Consider the following 18731-nt stretch of genomic DNA (forward strand, 5'->3'; position numbering starts at 1 on the left):
AATGGGTTCAGGCAGCTTGCGCCGGGATATGGTCTTTTAGTTGCACGATACGATTATGCGTATCGACATAGACCAGTTGTGGATGAAAGTTGGCTAGCTCAGCTTCGGTGTACTGAGAATAACAGGCGATGATGATCAGGTCATCCGGGTCTGCCTTGTGTGCAGCGGCACCATTGACAGAGATCACACCGGAGTGGCGCTCGGCGCGGATAGCGTAGGTGGTGAACCGCTCGCCATTGTTGATGTTGTAAATCTGGATCTGCTCATATTCACGAATATTGGCAGCTTCCAGCAAGGCTTCATCGATAGCGCAACTACCCTCGTAGTGCAGCTCGCTGTGCGTGACCCGCACCCGATGCAGCTTTGATTTCAACATGGTTGTTTGCATTGCATCCCTTCAGTGAATTTCCCCGCCAGCGCGGAAAAGGTCGTAATTATAAAGTTATCAATAGCTTAGCGCAAAATAATTTTCATAAAAACGCGACCATCTTACTTAAGGCTGACTTCACAATTATCAATCAAACGCGTATTACCCAGTTTGGCCGCGGCCAGCACCACTAGTTCAGTTTGATCTGCTGCCGGCACACTCAGATCCTGTTGTGCACATATCTCTACATAATCGGCCTGCCAGCCCTGCTGGTTGAGTGCTGAAACCGCCTGCTCGGACAAGGCGGCATAATCCCGCCTGCCACTGTGCAGCGCAGCCCGCAGCTGTTGCAACTGCGCATAGAGCTGGGCAGCCTGTATCTTTTGTGCTGGCGTCAGGTAGCCATTACGCGAGCTCATGGCCAGGCCTGAGGGTTCACGCCTGGTGTCTACCCCAAGTATCTCGATAGCAAAATTCAGCTGCCGCACCAGCGCGCGTATCACCATCAGCTGCTGGTAATCTTTTTTGCCAAACACGGCGAGGTCAGGCCGCACCATATGAAACAACTTGGTCACCACGGTCGCCACACCGGCAAAATGCCCGGGGCGGCTGGCACCACACAGAATATCCGCCAGCGGCGGTGGCTGCACAATGACTTGCTGTTGCAGATTCTGGCCATCAAAGTCAGGGTACATTTCTTCTACCGCAGGGGCAAACACCAGGTCTGCGCCCACGTCGCGCAACTGTTCGCAATCGGCCTGCAATGTACGCGGATAACTGCCAAAATCCTCATTGACCCCGAATTGCAAAGGGTTGACAAAAATGCTGGCGACCACGATATCAGCCCGGCTTTTAGCCTGGCTGACCAGCTCGCAATGACCTGCATGCAGATTGCCCATGGTGGGGACAAAACCGATACGCTGGCCGGCGTGGCCATCAAGAAAGGTGCGCAATTCGCGCAAAGTATGAAACAACTGCATGGCTGGCTACTTGGTCTCCGGGGCCTGATATGGCTGCATTATATAACAGCGCCCATTTTTTAACGGATGGCAGCCGCAGATTGACAAGCAGGCAAAGCTACGCCTATAGTCGTCCATGCAATCTTGCTGTAAATAACAATTAAAGGAGTGTGAAGTTATGAGTGTGGCATCCGAATTTAAACAGTTTGCGCTAAAAGGCAACGTCATGGACCTGGCGGTCGGTGTGATTATAGGCGGCGCATTTGGCAAAATCGTCAGCTCCCTGGTGGACGACATCATCATGCCTGTCGTAGGGAATCTCTTTGGCGGTTTTGATTTCAGCAATTTGTACATCCCGCTGAACGGACAGTCGGCTGATCTGGCACTGGTGGAAGCGAAAAAATTAGGTGCGGTGCTGGCTTACGGCAACTTTATCACCATAGTGCTCAACTTCATTATCCTGGCGTTTATCATTTTTCAAATGGTTAAATTCATGAACAGCCTGAAACAGGCCGAACCACCACCTCCGCCGGCTACCACGCCTGAAGACATTCTGTTGTTGCGTGAGATCCGTGACAACCTGAAAAAATAAGCGGCTGCTTGTTGCACACAAACAAAAGGGCACCTGTGGTGCCCTTTGTGATATCAGCGTCATAATGAATGCCAGCAGAACTATGTTCCCCTGCTAAACCTGGTTCTTCTGCTAAACCTGGTTCTTCTGCCAAACCTGGTTCTTCTGCTAAACCAGGCTCAGCAGTTAAAAAGGTTGTCCTTCATAAGGTTGCACCTCGTAAGTCTGGCCCTGGCTAGCATCCGAACCATCATTATTCAAAAACACGATCACACTGACCTGGTCATCAATGATATCCAGCTCGGTGGTCGGGTAAAATGCGCCCTGCTCGTCTTTATTGATATTGTGGTAATGCCAGATAGAAGCCACCACGCGGCCACTGTCTTTTAGTTTCACATCTTCTGCCCGCGCAGGCTCACCCAGCAAGGCGATGATCTCAGCAGGCTTGAGCTTGCTGACTGCATTGACAAAACCCTGCTCGTCCTGAGGGATTTTGTCGGTGGCAAGTTTTTCAGTGGTGGGCCCTGCTGACACCGCCTGGCTTGAACTCAGCAAGGCTAGTGCTAACAGCATATAAAACCAGGATTGAGTTCTCATCGTAACGCTCCTTTTCAGATAGTCAGGCAATCAAAACAACCAATGGTTCACGCCAGCACGGCACGCAACAACTATACAGACTCTATAGGGTACGGCTCTTCCGGCAATTGTTCTATCAGCAGCACATGGACGCGACGGCTATCGGCATGCACCACGGTGACACTCAGGTTAGCTATGCGGATCTGCTCGCCGCGTTTCGGCAAATGGCCGAAATGGTTGATCACCAGGCCGCCCACGGTAGAAAACTCTTCATCGCTGAACTCGGTGCCCAGTGCTTCATTGAGCTCGGCGATCTCAGTTAGGGCTTTGACTCTATAGCTGCCAGCCTCTTGCGGGATGATATTACCTTCGGTTTCGTCATCATCGTACTCATCTTCGATGTCACCGACGATCTGCTCCAGCACATCCTCTATGGTGACCATACCGGCCACGCCGCCGTATTCATCCACCACGATGGCGATATGGTTGCGGTTGCTGCGAAACTCTTTCAGCAGCACATTCAGGCGCTTGGATTCAGGGATAAACACAGCCGGACGCAGCATATCGCGCAGCTCGAAAGACTGGTCAGCGTAATAGCGCAACAGATCCTTGGCCAGCAAAATGCCTATGACATCGTTTTTATTATCTTCTATGACCGGGAAACGGGAGTGGGCTGTTTCTATGACAAACGGGAGTAAGGTTTCAGCAGGCTGTGTAATATCTATCACATCCATTTGTGAGCGCGGGATCATGACATCGCGGACTTGCATCTCACTGACCTGCAGGACACCCTCTATCATGGCGAGGGAATCGCCATCCATCAGGTGGTTTTCATAAGCCCCATGCAGCAACTCAACCAGTTGCTCTCTATCTTCTGGCTCGCGCAGAAGAAAATGACTTAATCGTTCTAATAAAGAGGGTTTATGCGACAACTTTTCCGGCTCAGAAGCCATACGTACTGCTGAAAACAGCATCCTGTGTAAAGAGATGATTTAAGCATACCTCAAAAAGCATGAATATGTCACCTTCAGCGGCCCGTCTGGCATGCTTTGTGTGCTCTCCCGCTATATAGCGGGTACTTTCTGTCACTTTCTGACACAAAATCTGCTAAATTATCCGCCTATGTTAAATCGTCTGACACCCTTGCTCGCTACATTGCGCCACTCACTGCTGCACTCACGGCCCCAGTCACTGACAATCAAGATCATTGCCGGTCTGCTGCTGTTTTATTTCCTGTTTGCCTGGCTGGCAGTCAACCCGCTGGCGAAATGGCTGCTGCCATGGGTGGCCGAAACCCAGCTGGCCAGTAAAGCCAGCGTTGAAAAAGTCAGTTTTGACCCTTTGCGCCTGACCACCACCATAGACCACTTGGCACTGACCGAGAAAAGTGGCGCGCCACTGGCCTCGTTTGACCGCCTGGTGGTGGATTTAGAGTTTAGTGGCCTGTTCAGCTGGGCCTGGAAACTGAAGCAGGTGGCCCTGGACTCCCCGCGTATCCATCTGCATATTTCCAAACAAGGGCGCCTTAACTGGGCAGACCTGATCGCCAAACTGAATGAAGAGCCGACGCCACCAGAAAAAGCGCTGCCGCGTGTCATCATAGAAAACATAGTGATACGCCACGGCGATATCGAATATCTGGATGACCATCACGCCACGCCGCTACAGGCTTCGTTAAAGCCGCTGGATTTTGAACTGGATGGTTTTTCTACCCTGGCTGAAGACCGCGGAGATTACCTGATCGCTGCCAAACTGCCCTACCAGGGCGGCACCCTGAAATGGAAAGGTGATTTCGGCGTCAACCCGCTGGCGTCGCGAGGCACACTGGCGATAGAAGGACTGCAGGTCGCCAAGCTTGCTCTATGGGTCAATACCCAAGCGCTGCCGTTTCAGCCAGATGCCGGTACTTTTGCCAGCCAGCTGAAATATGATTTCTCGCTGCCTGACCAGCACCCGCGCTTATTGCTGAGCGATGCCAGATTATCGCTGCATGCGCTGGCGGGTAAACTGGCACAGGGTGACAGGCTCGCGCTCAATCAAGTCACCCTGCTGATCAAGCAGTTATTGCTGGAGCAGGCGTCAGACACCAAGATAACCACGCAAGCACTGAACCTCAAGCTAGACCAGCTGCAACTACAAAAACCGCAAGCGACATTCTCACTGGCAGCGGCCGAGGCCAGCTTGCCTGGCTTGGAATTCAGCCATAGCGACCATGCGCAGCTCAGTTTTGACAAGCTGGACCTGCAACTCCAGCAATTGCAACTACAGCACCAGCAAAAAAACCTGTTGCTGTTGCCGGCTTTAGCTATAGAGCAAGTCAGCCTCAACCTGGCCGAACGCCAGGCGGCTATCGCCAGAATACTGCTGGCAGATGGCACACTGTCGGCCACCCACCACGCCGATGGCACACTGGACTGGCAACAGGCGTTGGCGGCGACGGCACCGGCTCAGGCAACCACGCCCGCGCCTGCCCAGCCACAGACTACGCCTGCGGAAAAACCGCAAACGCCTTTCCATGTCGCCATAAACGATATTGCGTTTGCGCACTGGCAGCTGGCTTATCTGGACCAGCAATTTGCCAGACCGCTGGCGGCGACAGTGTCTGACTTTAATCTGCAACTGGCGCTGGAGCAGCAAACCGGTCTGCAGCTGAAACAGATCAAAGCCGAAGCCAGGCAGCTCAGCGTGCAATCAGATAAAAAACCGGTCGCACAACTGGCCAGCATTGCCCTGACCGATGGCAGCCTGGCACTGGATGAGCAAAAGATCAGCCTGGGTGCATTGCAGCTCAGCGGCCTGAAGACACAGGTGATACGCCAGGCGGACCAGCAGTTGAACTGGCAGGCCTTGCTGGTTGCGGCCACCGGCAACGACTCAGTCCATGTACAAACCCAGACAGGCCAGACCCAGACACCCAAGACCCAGGCAGCCGGCGCACCTGCGCTCAAACCTGCCGCAGCAAACAAACCCGCCTGGGCAGTGGGCCTGAAACGCTTTGCCCTGCAGCACGCCGATATTCATATTGAAGACCAGGCGACCTCAGCACCAGTCATGCTCGATATCACCGACGGCAACCTGGAAGTGGCCGACCTCAGCCAGCAGATGGCCCGTGCGTTGCCGGTTAAAGCTGGCTTTAAACTGAAACAGGGCGGACAGTTCAGCGCCAGGGGCACACTGACTCCGGCACCGTTTAAAACAGAATTGCAATTAGCGCTGACCGACCTGTCACTCAAGCCTTTTGCGCCCTATATCCAGCAAGTCGCGCTGCTCACGTTGCAAGATGGCAGCGCCAGCCTGCAGGGTAAACTGCAGCAAAGCGCCAGCGGCACTACCAGCTTTAACGGTGGTTTCACCGTCAGCCACTGGTCATTGCTGGAACAAGCCAGCCAGCAAGCCTTTTTGCGCTGGGAAAAACTGCAGGGCGACGGCCTGGCGCTGTCACTGGCACCCAACCGTTTACAGATCAGCAGCCTGACTTTGGATAAGCCGCAGAGCAAATTCATCATCTACCCTGACCGCAGCCTGAATATTTCCAAGGTGATACGCAATCCAGCATCAGCCGCTGCTGAATCACCTGCTGCTAAGCAGGAGGCCGGCAAGCAGCCGCCAGCGCCGCCTACAAGCAGTGCGACTACAGATAGCAGCGCTAAAGCAGACTTTCCTGTCGCTATTGATAGCGTGCGCATCAATGGCGCCGAGCTGGAATTTGCTGACCTGTCACTGCCACAACCTTTTGGCACCAACATACACTCGCTAGGTGGCGTGATCAATGGCATTTCCAGCAACCCGGCGGCGACCGCACAAGTTGAGCTGGATGGCAAAGTCGATGAGTATGGTGCTGCGCGCATTTATGGCTCGTTACAACCTTTCCAGGCTACCGAACTGACCGATATCAAACTGGCATTCACCAATCTTGAAATGAACCGCCTGACGCCTTACTCGGGCAAATTTGCCGGCCGCAAGATCGAGTCCGGCAAGTTATCGGTCAACCTGGAGTACAAGATCAAACAGCGGCAACTGGCCGGTGAGAATAAATTCGTGATCAAAAAACTCACGCTGGGTGAAAAAGTCGATAGCAAAGATGCGCCTGACCTGCCGCTGGATCTCGCCATTGCCATCCTGGAAGACAGCGATGGCGTGATAGACCTGGACCTGCCTATCAGCGGCAGCCTGGATGACCCGAAATTCAGCTATGGCAGCATCATGTGGAAAGCCTTTACCAATGTGCTGACTAAAATAGTGACCTCGCCGTTCACGGCGCTGGGCAAGCTGTTTGGCAGCAGTGAAAAACTGGAAGCCATCGTGTTTGAAGCGGGAAAATCCGCCATTGCACCGCCAGAAATGGAAAAGCTGCACGCAGTCAGCGCCGCGCTGGCTAAACGCCAGCAATTAAAACTGGGCATCATCCCCGGCTATGACACTGCCAGCGACACACGAGCCATACAGGAAGCGACCCTGCGCAAGCAAGTCGCAGAAGAAATGGGCGTACACCTGCAAGCGAATCAAGCGGCAGGGCCTATAGACCTCAACAACCCCAAGGTGCAAGCTGCGATCCAGGCCCTGCATGACAGACTGACCAATAAAGGTCTGCTCAAGCGTCTGGCGGCCAAGCTGGAAAAAGCACCGGAAGGTTTTTATGCGCAGGCGCAACAGGCATTGACCGCCAGCATACAGGTGACCGAAGCCGACCTGCAGGCATTGGCGCAAGCGCGCGCGGAATCTATACAGAAAGTATTGGCTGAGGCGGGAGTGATTGCGGAAAGGACAGCTGCTGCGGCCCCGGTCGCGGTGAAAGCTGACCGTGACCAGGTACCCAGCAAGCTGACGCTGGATGTGATGAAACGCTAGGCGGGTTCAGGTTTTGAGCTATGAGGTTTAAATGGCTATGCTGACAGCTGTAGCCATTTCAACTCACATGAGCAGCACCGCCAGCCAGTGCTGGAAAAACCTTAAAGCCGGCGTCAGTATCATGCCTAATATGCCGGTGAATAACAGCGCGATCAGAATCAGCATGCCGTAACGCTCAACACTCGAAAAGGCGATCGCCGCTTTCATAGGCAATAAGCTGACGGCGATACGGCCACCATCCAGCGGCGGCAGTGGCAGCAGATTCAGCACCATCAGCACCAGGTTGATCTGGATACCGGCCAGACTCATCTGCGCCATAAACTCCTGAGCGTTGGCGGGAAACAATGCGATGCGCGCCAGGATCAGGCCCCAGCCTATCGCCATCACAAAGTTGGAAGCTGGCCCGGCCAGGGCCACCCACAACATATCTTTTTTTGGTCTGCGCAAGTTAGCAAAGTTGACCGGCACCGGCTTGGCCCAGCCGAACAGCACGCCACCCAGCAATACACTGAGGGCAGGCAGCAGTATGGTGCCTAAAGGGTCAATATGTTTAAACGGATTCAGCGTGATGCGGCCCATGCGCTCCGCAGTCAGGTCGCCGAAATATTTGGCCACATAGCCATGCGCGGCTTCGTGCACCGTGATCGCAAACAGGATAGGCAAGGCATAGGCGGCGATTTTCTGTATAGCGGTTAATTCCATTTGATCTCGGTTTCCAATTTCGATTGCTGGCGCTTGCTAGCGATTTGTGGCCATCATTGCGCAAATGACAGATTTACTTGGGCCAGGGAGCGACTCCGGCCCGCACCAGCTCGGGCGGGTCCTGCGTCAGGTCCAGTATGGTGGTGGCACCCACATGCACGATATCACTGTCTATCACGGCATCGACCTGGTGCTCCAGGGTTTCGCGTATCTCCCAGCCTACCGACATCGGCAGTTCGTCCTGCGGCAATTGCAGCGTCATGCTCAGCAAAGGCATATCCAGCGCCTCGAGCAAGGCTTGCACAACGATATGGCCGGGCACGCGCAGACCTATGGTGCTACGTTTGGGGTGCTGCAGCCGCCTGGGCACTTCACGGCTGGCTTCCAGTAAAAAGGTATAGGCACCAGGCGTGAGCGCTTTTAATAAACGGAACTGGCTATTGTTGACTTTGGCATAGGTGCCGATCTCGGCCAGGTCACGGCAGATCAGTGTGAACGGATGTTCATCATCCACACCGCGCAAGCGCCGTATGCGCGTTTGTGCGTCTTTGTATTGCATGGAACACACCAGCGCATAACTGGAATCCGTAGGACAAGCGACCACACCGCCCTGCTGTATGAGCTGGGCAGCCTGTTGTATCAATCTGGCCTGCGGGTTTTCCGCATGAATAATAAAGTATTGAGCCATGGCGGATTATTGCAACTGGCTGGCTTCCGGCCAGTCCTGCCATACCGGGACGCAGCCGGGCGGCAGCTCAGGCAGGCGGCCCATTTCCATATGTGATAAACCCGGCCCATGATAGTCAGACCCTTGTGAAGCCTTGAGGTCAAAACGGTGTGCCAGGGTGGCGAACTGGGCATATTGCGGTGGCTGATGGCTGCCGGTCACCACTTCCAGGGCGACACCGCCGCTATCCCTGAACTCATTCAATAATAAATGCATATTGACGAAGCCGAGGTCATAGCGGCCGGGATGCGCCAGCACGGCGACGCCACCGCTGTCTTTGATCAGGGCCAGCGCCTCTTGCAGGCTCATCCATTCATAGTTGACATAGCCGGGTTTGCCCTTGACCATAAATTTCTTGAACACCGCTTTGATATTTTTGGCATAGCCCTGCTGCACCAGGAACTGGGCAAAATGGCTGCGCGTCATCACGCCATTGCCGGAGATCGCCCTCGCACCTTCATAAGCATGGTCTATGCCCGCCCTGGCCAGCCCTTCCGCGATCTGCCGCGCGCGGGCATCCCGGCCTGCGCGCACTTTGGCAAAAGCCTCCAGCAGCGGCGGATGCTCGGGATTCACGCGCAAGCCGACGATATGCAGGGTGCGTTTCTTCCAGGTCGCCGATATTTCCACGCCATCAATAAAATGTATGCCATGCTGTTCAGCCGCCGCGCGTGCGCGTGCCAGGCCACTGACTTCATCGTGATCCGTCAATGCCAGCACACGCACGCCTTTGCTGGCAGCGTGCGCCACCAGCTCCTCCGGCGTGAGCAGGCCATCTGACATGGTAGAGTGGCAATGCAGGTCTATAGGGACAGTCATGGTGGGTGGATATCGCTGATTCTGTGAGTGGATAAGTAGTCGCCAAGCTGAGCGATCAGGAAACGAACTTTACATTTCGACAGAAATCATAGCAAAATAGTGCCCTCACAGATAGCAGGAATTCAGTCACTGAACCCGTCATGCAAGTCATCATCGATTTATTGCCCGTCATACTCTTTTTTATCGCCTACAAAAAAGCCGGTATTTTTGTAGCGACTTCAGTCGCCATCATCAGCACCCTGGTGCTGATGCTCATCGTCTGGATCAAGCGCGGCAAAATCGACAAGATGCTGATGATCAACGGCGCCGTGATCACGGTGCTGGGTGGCATCACCCTGTTATTGCACGACAAGACCTATATCATGTGGAAGCCGACCGTGATCTACTGGATAGGTGCACTGGCCCTGCTATTCAGCCGCTATGTGTTTCAGAATAACCTGATCGCGCGCATGCTGGGCAAGATCATAGAACCGCCAGCCAATGTATGGGACAAACTCAACCTGTGCTGGGTGCTGTTCCTGATCGGTCTCGGCAGTCTGAATCTGTATGTGGCTTTTCACTATACTGAAGAAAACTGGGTCAACTTCAAACTGTTTGGCACCACCAGCCTGATGTTCGTATTTATCATCAGCCAGGTGTTCGTGTTGAAAGACTACTGGATAGAACACACGCCACCGGCGTGATTTAACTATACTTAAATATAGATAGCACACTGAAAGCAGCCACGGAAACACTTTATGTTATATATGATTTACGCACAGGACACCGCCGATAGCCTGCCGCTGCGTTTGCAGCACCGGCCCGCGCACCTTGAGCGCCTGCAGCAACTACAGGCCCAAGGCCGCCTGATACTGGCAGGCCCGCTACCGGCGATAGACAATGTAGACCCCGGCGAAGCCGGTTATAGCGGCAGCCTGATCGTGGCAGAATTCGATTCGTTACAGGCGGCGACCGAGTGGGCCAACAACGACCCGTTCGTGCATGCCGGCGTTTATGGCAAAGTTTCTGTGAACCCTTTCCGCAAGACGTTGCCATAAAATGCTGCAAACCGAAATCGAGCAGCGCCTGCAAGCCCTCAACCCTGAACAACTGGTCATCAAAGACGACAGTGCTTTACATGCCGGACATGCAGGAAACACGGGCGGCGGGCATTTCACCCTCACGGTAAAAAGCTCGCTATTTTCAGGAAAATCACAGATAATGCGCCATCGCATGGTGTACCAATGCTTGCAGGACTTGATGCCTCATCGCATACACGCGCTCAGTATCAACGCATTATCTTCTGATGAGTCATCTGATTGAAACAATTGTATTTTTTAATATTGCACCATTTCGTTTTTTAAGGATATTGCATGAAATTTTTGAAAATGATGTTGGCGATCGCATGCTTCAGTGCGTTGCCACATGCTTATGCAGCTGATGCTGATGCGATTGCGACCGTTAACGGCAAGCCAATCAAAAAAACCTGGGTAGAGTTCATCTTAAGGGATGCGGAAGCGCGTACCGGCCAGAAAGCCAACGATGGCATGAAAGCCGCCGTAGTGAATGAACTGGTGGGTTCTGAACTGGCTTACCAGGAAGCGCAAAAAGCTGGCATAGACAAGCAGCCTGACTTTCTTGCCAGCGAAGAACTGGCACGCCGCAAATTGCTGGTCAATGCTTTCCTGGCTGATTTCATCAGAAAAAACCCGGTGACTGAAGCCGAGAAAAAAGAAGGCTACGAGCAGTACAAAAAAGAACTGGGCGACAAAGAATACAATGCGCGTCACATCCTGGTGAAAACCGATGCTGAAGCGAAAGCCATCATTGCCGACCTGAAAAAAGGCACTGATTTTGCAAAAGTAGCCAAAGAAAAATCCCTGGACCCTAATTCCAAGGAAAAAGGCGGCGATCTGGGCTGGTTTGCGCCTGCAGCAGCTGGTCTGCCTAAACCATTCGCAGATGCGATCACCAGCCTGAAAAAAGGTGAGACCACTACCGAGCCTGTGCAATCACAATTCGGCTGGCATGTGATCAAGCTGATTGATGTACGTGCACTGCAAGTGCCACCGTATGAAAAAATCAAAGAAGGCATAGAGCGTACTATTCAGCAACGCAAGCTGGAAAAATACATGTTGAGCCTGAAAGACAAAGCCAAGATCGAAGTGATAGGCGCTGGCGCTGCTGCTGATAAGAAAACACCTTAATCCTCAGCACTGATAGATGAATACCTGATTTAACTGTATTCGATAAAAAAGCCAGCCTATGCTGGCTTTTTAACTTTTTAGCGCGGCGATCAGCGTGTCTATGGCCCGATTTACAATGCAAGTTTGCCATTTAAGTTTTCCCCGCCTGCAGTTTCTGCGATAAAATCAAGAATTGTTCTCATTTGCAGTCTTTTAGTAGCCATGCAACTCAATGCACTTAAACCCGGCGAATCAGCGACCATCGCAGCCATACAGGCAGAACAGGCCCTGGTACAACGCCTCAACGCGCTGGGCTTCCGTGCCGGCAAACAGGTACAAGTCGTACGCCAGGCCGCATTCAACGGCCCCCTGCATATACGCATAGGCTCTACCGATGTGGTGATCCGCCTGCAAGATGCACGCGCTATCCATTTACACACTCCCCTCCCTGACCCGGAATCCATATCCGCATGAAACGTGTTGCTTTACTTGGCATGCCCAACACGGGCAAATCTACCCTGTTTAATCGTTTGAGTGGTGCCGCTGCCCGCGTAGGCAACTGGCCTGGCATGACAGTAGACCTGCTGAGTGCAAAAATACTCTTGGGCGGCCATATTGCAGAACTGGTAGACCTGCCCGGCCTGTATGACCTGCACGGTTTCTCTGATGACGAGGAAGTGGTGCGCCATTTTCTGAGTCATCATGCGCTGGACCTGGCGCTGATCATACTCAATAGCGCACAGATAGACAGGCAACTATCGCTGGCCTTGCAACTGCGCGCCCTGGGCCTGCCTACCGTGTTGCTGCTGAATATGGAAGATGAAGCCAAACGCGCAGGTATCACTATAGATACCCAGGCCATGAGCGAGCAACTGGGCATGCCGGTGCTCACCATCAGTGCCAAATATGGCAGCGGCTGCCCACAAGCGCTGCAACTGGCCGCCAGCGTGATAGATAAACACGCCGCACCGGTCAGCCCGCAGCTGATCGCCTCCAAACTGCAGGCCCATACTGAAGTAGAGCAGGAGATGCAAAGCATTATAGACCGCTGTGTGCAGATGCCTTTGCAGCTGAACAGCTCGACCACAGACCGCATAGACCGCGTCTTGCTGCACCCGTGGTTAGGTTTGCCGCTTTTTTTTCTGGCCATATTCCTGCTATTCCAGTTTATCTTCACCATAGGTGCGCCGCTGCAGGAAGCCACCGCCTGGATCTTTGACAGCCTGCGCAGTGAACTGCTGGACCCGGCACTGGCCAGCCTGCCGACCTGGCTGAACGGCTTATTGCTCGATGGCCTGTACACCGGCCTGAGTACAGTCGCCGCGTTTGTGCCTATCATCGTGCTGTTCTTCCTGGTCATGAGCATGGTGGAAGATAGCGGTTACTTGTCGCGTGCCGCTTTTCTCATGGATACGCTGATGGCAAAAATGGGCCTGGACGGGCGTGGCTTTGTCATGGTGCTGATGGGCTTTGGCTGTAACGTACCGGCGCTGATGGGCACGCGCGTGATGCGCAGCCGCCCCATGCGCCTGCTGACCATGCTGACTATTCCGCTGTCATTGTGTTCTGCACGCCTGCAGGTGTTCCTGTTTATGATCGCCATCCTGTTCCCGCCTTCGCAGGCGGCGCTGGCGCTGTTTTCACTGTATATGGTGAGCTTTTTCACTATCTTTCTGACTGCGGTATTGTTCAAGCAGAAGTTCGTCAGCAGCGAACCGTTCGTACTGGAGTTACCGCCTTACCGCTTCCCTACCCCCAATCAGATCTGGCTGCGTGGCTGGCAAGAGGTCAAGCATTTCCTGTTGCGCGCCACCAAATTCATCGTCATTGGCGTGTTGATGGTGTGGTTGCTGACACACCTGCCCGTCACTGCGGTACCGGCCAGCTCCGAGACCTGGGCTGGCAGCATAGGCCGCTTTTTTGCACCGGTGCTGGACCCGATAGGTATAGATAACCACCTGGCGATCGCACTGATATTCGGCTTTGTCGCCAAAGAGATCGTGGTCGGCTCGCTGGCCGTGATCTATGGCCTGCAAGGCGATGCCCTCAGCCACCAGATCGCCGCCAATATAGACTGGGTGCAAGGCATGAGTTTTATGCTGTTCACGCTGATCTACACGCCCTGCCTGTCCACCATCGCCACCCTGCGTTCCGAAAGTAAAAGCCGGGGCTTCATGTGGCTATCGCTGGCGTGGTCGCTGGGCCTTGCCTGGCTGATCAGCTTTGCCTTCTATCAGGCCGCACGCGCACTTGGGTATTAGCTGGGTTACTAGCTGAGCTGCCAGCCACATAAATCAGCAAATCAGTTATCGCATCAACTAACCACCAAACAGCAAGCTGCGGCTTGCTGTTTTTATGCATACGCATACTTTGTCGCTGTTTATCACTGCGGGACTGGCCGCTTTCTGCTAAAATACCGGCTTGTATTTTCACTGAAAAATCCAATCGCCTCATGTCCAGTCAAGCGCAATTTTTAAGCCTGCGCGGCAGTGCCGCCCTCTCCCAGTTCCGTCTCGATAAACTCTACAGCAGCCTGAAAGTCAGCGCCCCTAACATTGCGCATATCTATACCGAATTCGTGCATTTTGCATTCAGCGATTCTGTATTAAGCGCTGCTGAGCAAAACACCCTGCAACAGATACTGACTTATGGCCCGAAAACCGAGCTGGAGTCGGCCAACGGCGAGTTGTTACTGGTGATTCCGCGCATAGGCACGATTTCGCCATGGGCGTCACGGGCCACCGATATCGCGCACAACTGTGGCGTGCAACTATTGCGCCTGGAGCGCGGCATCGCCTATTACGTCACCACTCATGAAGGCCAGCCGCTCAACGTAGCCGAAAAGCAGGCTTTACGCGCCGCGATACAAGACCGCATGACTGAGACTGTGGTCTACAGCCTGGCAGATGCCGAAAAACTGTATCACCATGCCGACCCTAAACCACTGGCCACCATAGATATCCTGGCCGGTGGCAAAGCCGCGCTTGAAGCTGCCAACAATGAGATGGGCCTGGCACTGTCGCCGGACGAAGTCGATTACCTGCTGGAAAACTACCGCAAAATGGGCCGCAACCCGACCGATGTCGAGTTGATGATGTTTGCCCAGGCCAACTCCGAGCACTGTAGACACAAGATATTCAATGCCGACTGGGTGATAGATGGCGTGCAGCAGGAGTTATCGCTGTTCAACATGATACGCAATACGCACAAGCTGAATCCAGGCACCACCGTGGTCGCTTACTCGGACAACAGTTCTATCGTGCAAGGCCAGAAGACCAAACGCTTTTACCCGTCGGCCGACCAGAGCTACCAGTTTGTCGAAGACGACATGCACTACCTGATGAAGGTAGAAACGCATAACCACCCGACCGCGATCTCACCGTTTGCCGGTGCAGCCACGGGTGCCGGCGGCGAGATCCGTGACGAAGGCGCTACCGGCATAGGTTCAAAACCAAAAGCCGGCCTGGCAGGTTTTTCAGTGTCTAACCTCAACCTGCCTGGCTTTGAGCAACCATGGGAAAGCAACTACGGCAAACCTGGCCGTATCGCCAGCCCGTTGCAGATCATGATAGATGGCCCGCTAGGCGGCGCCGCTTACAACAACGAATTTGGCCGTCCCAACATTGCCGGTTATTTCCGCACCTTTGAGCTGGAAACCAAAGACGCTAACGGCCAGGCCGAGGTGCGTGGTTATCACAAACCCATCATGCTGGCCGGTGGTGTCGGTAATATTTCCGGCAGCCATAGCCATAAAAACGCGATTCCTGCCGGTGCAGCGCTGATACAGCTGGGCGGCCCTGCCATGCTGATAGGCCTGGGTGGCGGTGCCGCCTCCAGTATGGATACCGGTGCCAATACCGAGAACCTCGATTTCGACTCGGTACAACGTGGCAACCCCGAATTGCAGCGCCGCGCGCAAGAGGTGATAGACCGCTGCTGGCAGATGGCGGATAAAAACCCTATCCTGAGCATACACGACGTAGGCGCGGGTGGTATCTCCAATGCCTTCCCGGAACTGGTCAACGACGCCAAAGTCGGCGCCATCTTCCAGTTGCGCGACGTGCACAACGAAGAGCCTGGCATGGCACCGCGTGAACTGTGGAGCAACGAAGCACAGGAACGCTATGTGCTGGCCGTGACCCAGGACCAGTTACCGCTGTTTGAAGAGATCTGCGCCCGTGAGCGTTGCCCGTTTGCAGTGGTTGGTATCGCTACCGAGGAACGTCACCTGGCAGTAGAAGACAGCCACTTTGCCAACAAGCCGGTAGATATGGATCTATCGGTACTGCTGGGCAAACCGCCCAAAATGTTGCGCGATGTGAAATCAGTGAAAAAATCACTGACTGCTTTTGATACCAGCAACATAGACTTGCAGGACGCAGTCAGCCGCGTATTACGTTTGCCTGGCGTGGCCGACAAAACCTTTCTCATCACCATTGGTGACCGCACCGTGACTGGCCTGATCGCCCGTGACCAGATGGTAGGCCCATGGCAAGTGCCGGTCAGCAATGTCGCCGTAACGTGTGCCGGCTATGAAACCAACACCGGCGAAGCGTTTGCCATAGGCGAAAAAGCGCCACTGGCCCTGCTCGATGCACCGGCTTCCGGCCGTATGGCGATAGGTGAAGCGATCACCAATATCGCCGCCGCTGCCATCAGCGAGATCGGCAACCTGAAACTGTCCGCCAACTGGATGGCCCCTGCAGGCCACCCTGGTGAAGATGCCGCCTTGTATGAAACGGTGAAGACCGTGGGTATGGAAATATGCCCGGCGCTGGGTATCAGCATCCCGGTCGGCAAAGACTCCATGAGCATGAAGACGGTGTGGAACGATGACGGCCAGAACAAGGCCGTGACCTCACCTATCTCGCTGGTGATCTCTGCGTTTGCCAACACCACTGATGTGCGTAAGACGCTGACACCGCAGTTGCGCACTGACCTGGGCGACAGCGAGCTGATCCTGATCGATCTCGGCAACGGCAACAACCGCATGGGTGGTTCGTCACTGGCGCAAGTGTATAGCCAGTTGGGCGACAGCGTGCCGGATGTAGACCAGCCGTCACAACTGAAAGCGTTTTTCACCGCTATCCAGCAACTGAACAGCGATAGCAAATTGCTGGCCTACCATGACCGCTCCGATGGCGGCCTGTTCACCACGCTGGCCGAAATGGCTTTTGCCGGCCACTGCGGCTTAACGCTGGACCTGAGCAGCCTGGCAGGCGACAGCGCCAGCGTCTTGTTCAATGAAGAGCTGGGCGCAGTGGTGCAAGTGCGTGCCGCCGAGGCAGCCGCCATCGCCAGCAGCCTGCAACAGGCACTGGGTGCTTGCGTGCATCGCATAGGCCAGGTGAACAACGGTCACGACATTGTGATCGTCCATGGCGAGACCCGCTACCAGGCTTCACGCATAGACTTGCACCGCCTGTGGTCAGAAACCACTTTCCGTATGCAGAGCCTGCGTGATAACCCGCTGTGCGCACAACAGGAATATGACCGTATCCTCAATGCCGACGATAGCGGCCTGCATGCGCATCTGACGTTTGACCTCAACGACAATATCGCCGCGCCTTACATCAACAGCGGCATACGGCCGAATATGGCGATCTTGCGTGAGCAAGGCGTCAATGGCCAGACCGAAATGGCCGCAGCGTTCGACCGCGCCGGATTCAACAGTGTAGACGTGCATATGAGTGACATCATCAGTGGCCGCGTGTCGCTGCAAGACTACGCCGGCCTGGTGGCCTGTGGTGGCTTCTCTTATGGCGACGTACTGGGTGCCGGTGAAGGCTGGGCCAAATCCATACTGTTCAACAGCCGTGCGCGTGATGAGTTCAGTAGTTTCTTTAACCGCACAGACACCTTTGCACTGGGCGTGTGTAACGGTTGCCAGATGATGAGCAACCTGCACAGCATCATCCCTGGTGCCGAGCAGTGGCCGCATTTTGTACGCAACAAGTCAGAACAGTTTGAGGCACGCGTATCGCTGGTCGAGGTATTAAGCTCGCCATCTATCTTCTTTAATGGCATGGCAGGCAGCCGTATGCCTATCGCAGTCGCCCATGGTGAAGGATTTACGGAATTTCCTGATGACTCTGCTGTCTCAAATGTGCTAAAACAACAACTGGCCACCGTACGCTTTGTTGACCATGCGTCAACGCCAACGGAAGTCTATCCGTTCAACCCCAATGGTTCAGCTCAGGGATTGACCGGATTCACCACACCGGACGGTCGTTTTAGCATTATGATGCCGCATCCGGAGCGCGTATTCAGAACCGTGCAGTACTCCTGGCATCCGGATGACTGGCAGGAAGATGGTCCGTGGATGCGTATGTTCCGTAATGCACGCAAGTTTGTTGCTTAAGTAAGCTTAGGCTTACTTGATAAAACAAAGTAACAATGAAAAGTAGTTAATTTTAAAAAATGAAAATCAGGTGTTTGGAGAAATTATGAAATCAATTAAATGTTTACTGGCCTTGGTCGCGTTGTCATTTTCATTACAGGCTTTCGCACTCACAGACGAAGACTATATGGAATTCACCGAGGCTTTAACCGGTGGTAATCTCAAAGTAGTGAAAAAATTCATTGAAGCTGACCCGGCTTTGGTCAACCAGAAGTTCTTTGCCTGGGAGCCACTGCAAATGGCGGCGTCCAAAGGACGTATCGATGTGGTGAAATACCTGATCTCCAAAGGTGCGGATAAAGACTATGTGCACCCGGCCAGCAATAACACTGCGTTTCATATGGCCGCTTTTATCAATGATGCGCCATTGATGAAATACCTGGCCTCGGCCGGTGTGGACGTCAACAAAAAGCTTAAAGGCGACGTTTCCCTGATCCGCTTTTTCCGGGAAGAGCACAACCAGCCCATGGTAGACCTGCTGACACAGCTGGGCACCAAGGACGACGGTTGCAAGGAAGAAAAATGTTTTTAATCGTTTGCAGCTAGCAACGGTTACTAGAAAAACGGTCATGTCTCGCATGGCCGTTTTTTTTGCCG

General features: G+C 54.0%; 17 protein-coding genes. 10 read left to right on the forward strand and 7 right to left on the reverse strand.

The window, feature by feature from the left end; genetic code table 11:
• Window positions 1-7: 7 nt before the first annotated feature.
• Both panD and panC read right to left on the reverse strand, forming a co-directional pair.
• Window positions 8-388 (reverse strand): aspartate 1-decarboxylase, encoded by a 381-nt coding sequence (gene panD / locus ACFQ1Z_RS06645; protein WP_379056499.1) that lies wholly within the window; start codon window positions 386-388, stop codon window positions 8-10.
• A gap of 101 nt (window positions 389-489) precedes the next feature.
• Entirely contained in the window at window positions 490-1347 is an 858-nt protein-coding gene (gene panC, locus ACFQ1Z_RS06650; RefSeq protein ID WP_379056500.1) for a pantoate--beta-alanine ligase, read from the reverse strand.
• A 157-nt stretch (window positions 1348-1504) separates the two neighbouring features.
• On the opposite strand from panC, the gene mscL reads away from it, so the two are divergent.
• Entirely contained in the window at window positions 1505-1918 is a 414-nt protein-coding gene (gene mscL / locus ACFQ1Z_RS06655; protein WP_379056502.1) for a large conductance mechanosensitive channel protein MscL, read from the forward strand.
• A gap of 165 nt (window positions 1919-2083) precedes the next feature.
• Here the strand turns inward: mscL and ACFQ1Z_RS06660 are convergent, their stop codons facing one another.
• Window positions 2084-2494, reverse strand: coding sequence for a hypothetical protein (locus ACFQ1Z_RS06660; RefSeq protein ID WP_379056504.1), 411 nt, complete (start codon window positions 2492-2494; stop codon window positions 2084-2086).
• Window positions 2495-2565: 71 nt separating this feature from the next.
• The gene (locus ACFQ1Z_RS06665) at window positions 2566-3426 is read right to left on the reverse strand and encodes an HlyC/CorC family transporter (RefSeq protein WP_379056505.1); all 861 of its coding nucleotides are present in this window, start codon (window positions 3424-3426) and stop codon (window positions 2566-2568) included.
• Window positions 3427-3595: 169 nt separating this feature from the next.
• Between ACFQ1Z_RS06665 and ACFQ1Z_RS06670 the strand changes: the two genes are divergently transcribed.
• A complete protein-coding gene (locus tag ACFQ1Z_RS06670; protein WP_379056507.1) occupies window positions 3596-7321 on the forward strand; it encodes a DUF748 domain-containing protein in 3726 nt (1241 codons plus the stop codon).
• 63 nt (window positions 7322-7384) lie between these two features.
• On the opposite strand, the gene ACFQ1Z_RS06675 is transcribed toward ACFQ1Z_RS06670, so the two are convergent.
• The 3 genes from ACFQ1Z_RS06675 to ACFQ1Z_RS06685 all read right to left on the reverse strand — a co-directional run bounded on the left by ACFQ1Z_RS06675 (window position 7385) and on the right by ACFQ1Z_RS06685 (window position 9569).
• Window positions 7385-8023 (reverse strand): site-2 protease family protein, encoded by a 639-nt coding sequence (locus tag ACFQ1Z_RS06675; RefSeq protein ID WP_379056508.1) that lies wholly within the window; start codon window positions 8021-8023, stop codon window positions 7385-7387.
• A gap of 73 nt (window positions 8024-8096) precedes the next feature.
• Window positions 8097-8711 (reverse strand): L-threonylcarbamoyladenylate synthase, encoded by a 615-nt coding sequence (locus ACFQ1Z_RS06680; RefSeq protein WP_379056510.1) that lies wholly within the window; start codon window positions 8709-8711, stop codon window positions 8097-8099.
• 6 nt (window positions 8712-8717) lie between these two features.
• Complete coding sequence (locus ACFQ1Z_RS06685) at window positions 8718-9569, reverse strand: PHP domain-containing protein (RefSeq protein ID WP_379056512.1); 852 nt, start codon at window positions 9567-9569, stop codon at window positions 8718-8720.
• Between the two features lie 140 nt (window positions 9570-9709).
• Here ACFQ1Z_RS06685 and ACFQ1Z_RS06690 point away from each other — a divergent pair, with 140 nt between their 5' ends.
• The 8 genes from ACFQ1Z_RS06690 to ACFQ1Z_RS06725 all read left to right on the forward strand — a co-directional run bounded on the left by ACFQ1Z_RS06690 (window position 9710) and on the right by ACFQ1Z_RS06725 (window position 18666).
• Window positions 9710-10252 carry a septation protein A gene (locus ACFQ1Z_RS06690; protein ID WP_379056514.1) on the forward strand — a complete coding sequence of 181 codons (543 nt, stop codon included), beginning with the start codon at window positions 9710-9712 and terminating at the stop codon, window positions 10250-10252.
• A 54-nt stretch (window positions 10253-10306) separates the two neighbouring features.
• Window positions 10307-10606: a YciI family protein gene (locus ACFQ1Z_RS06695; protein ID WP_379056515.1), complete on the forward strand. Its 300-nt coding sequence runs from the start codon at window positions 10307-10309 to the stop codon at window positions 10604-10606.
• Window position 10607: 1 nt separating this feature from the next.
• Entirely contained in the window at window positions 10608-10871 is a 264-nt protein-coding gene (locus ACFQ1Z_RS06700; RefSeq protein ID WP_379056516.1) for a BolA family protein, read from the forward strand.
• Between the two features lie 50 nt (window positions 10872-10921).
• Window positions 10922-11755 (forward strand): peptidylprolyl isomerase, encoded by an 834-nt coding sequence (locus tag ACFQ1Z_RS06705; RefSeq protein WP_379056518.1) that lies wholly within the window; start codon window positions 10922-10924, stop codon window positions 11753-11755.
• A gap of 201 nt (window positions 11756-11956) precedes the next feature.
• The gene (locus ACFQ1Z_RS06710; protein WP_379056519.1) at window positions 11957-12208 is read left to right on the forward strand and encodes a FeoA family protein; all 252 of its coding nucleotides are present in this window, start codon (window positions 11957-11959) and stop codon (window positions 12206-12208) included.
• Window positions 12205-13995: a ferrous iron transport protein B gene (feoB, locus tag ACFQ1Z_RS06715; protein WP_379056520.1), complete on the forward strand. Its 1791-nt coding sequence runs from the start codon at window positions 12205-12207 to the stop codon at window positions 13993-13995. Before ACFQ1Z_RS06710 ends, feoB begins: the two co-directional genes overlap by 4 nt.
• Before the next feature lie 191 nt (window positions 13996-14186).
• On the forward strand, window positions 14187-18095 hold the full coding sequence (gene purL, locus ACFQ1Z_RS06720) for a phosphoribosylformylglycinamidine synthase (protein WP_379056521.1): 3909 nt from the start codon (window positions 14187-14189) through the stop codon (window positions 18093-18095).
• Window positions 18096-18180: 85 nt separating this feature from the next.
• A complete protein-coding gene (locus tag ACFQ1Z_RS06725; protein WP_379056523.1) occupies window positions 18181-18666 on the forward strand; it encodes an ankyrin repeat domain-containing protein in 486 nt (161 codons plus the stop codon).
• Window positions 18667-18731: the final 65 nt, after the last annotated feature.

It is taken from the genome of Methylophilus luteus (assembly GCF_042676265.1).
In the GTDB taxonomy this organism is placed as follows: domain Bacteria; phylum Pseudomonadota; class Gammaproteobacteria; order Burkholderiales; family Methylophilaceae; genus Methylophilus; species Methylophilus luteus.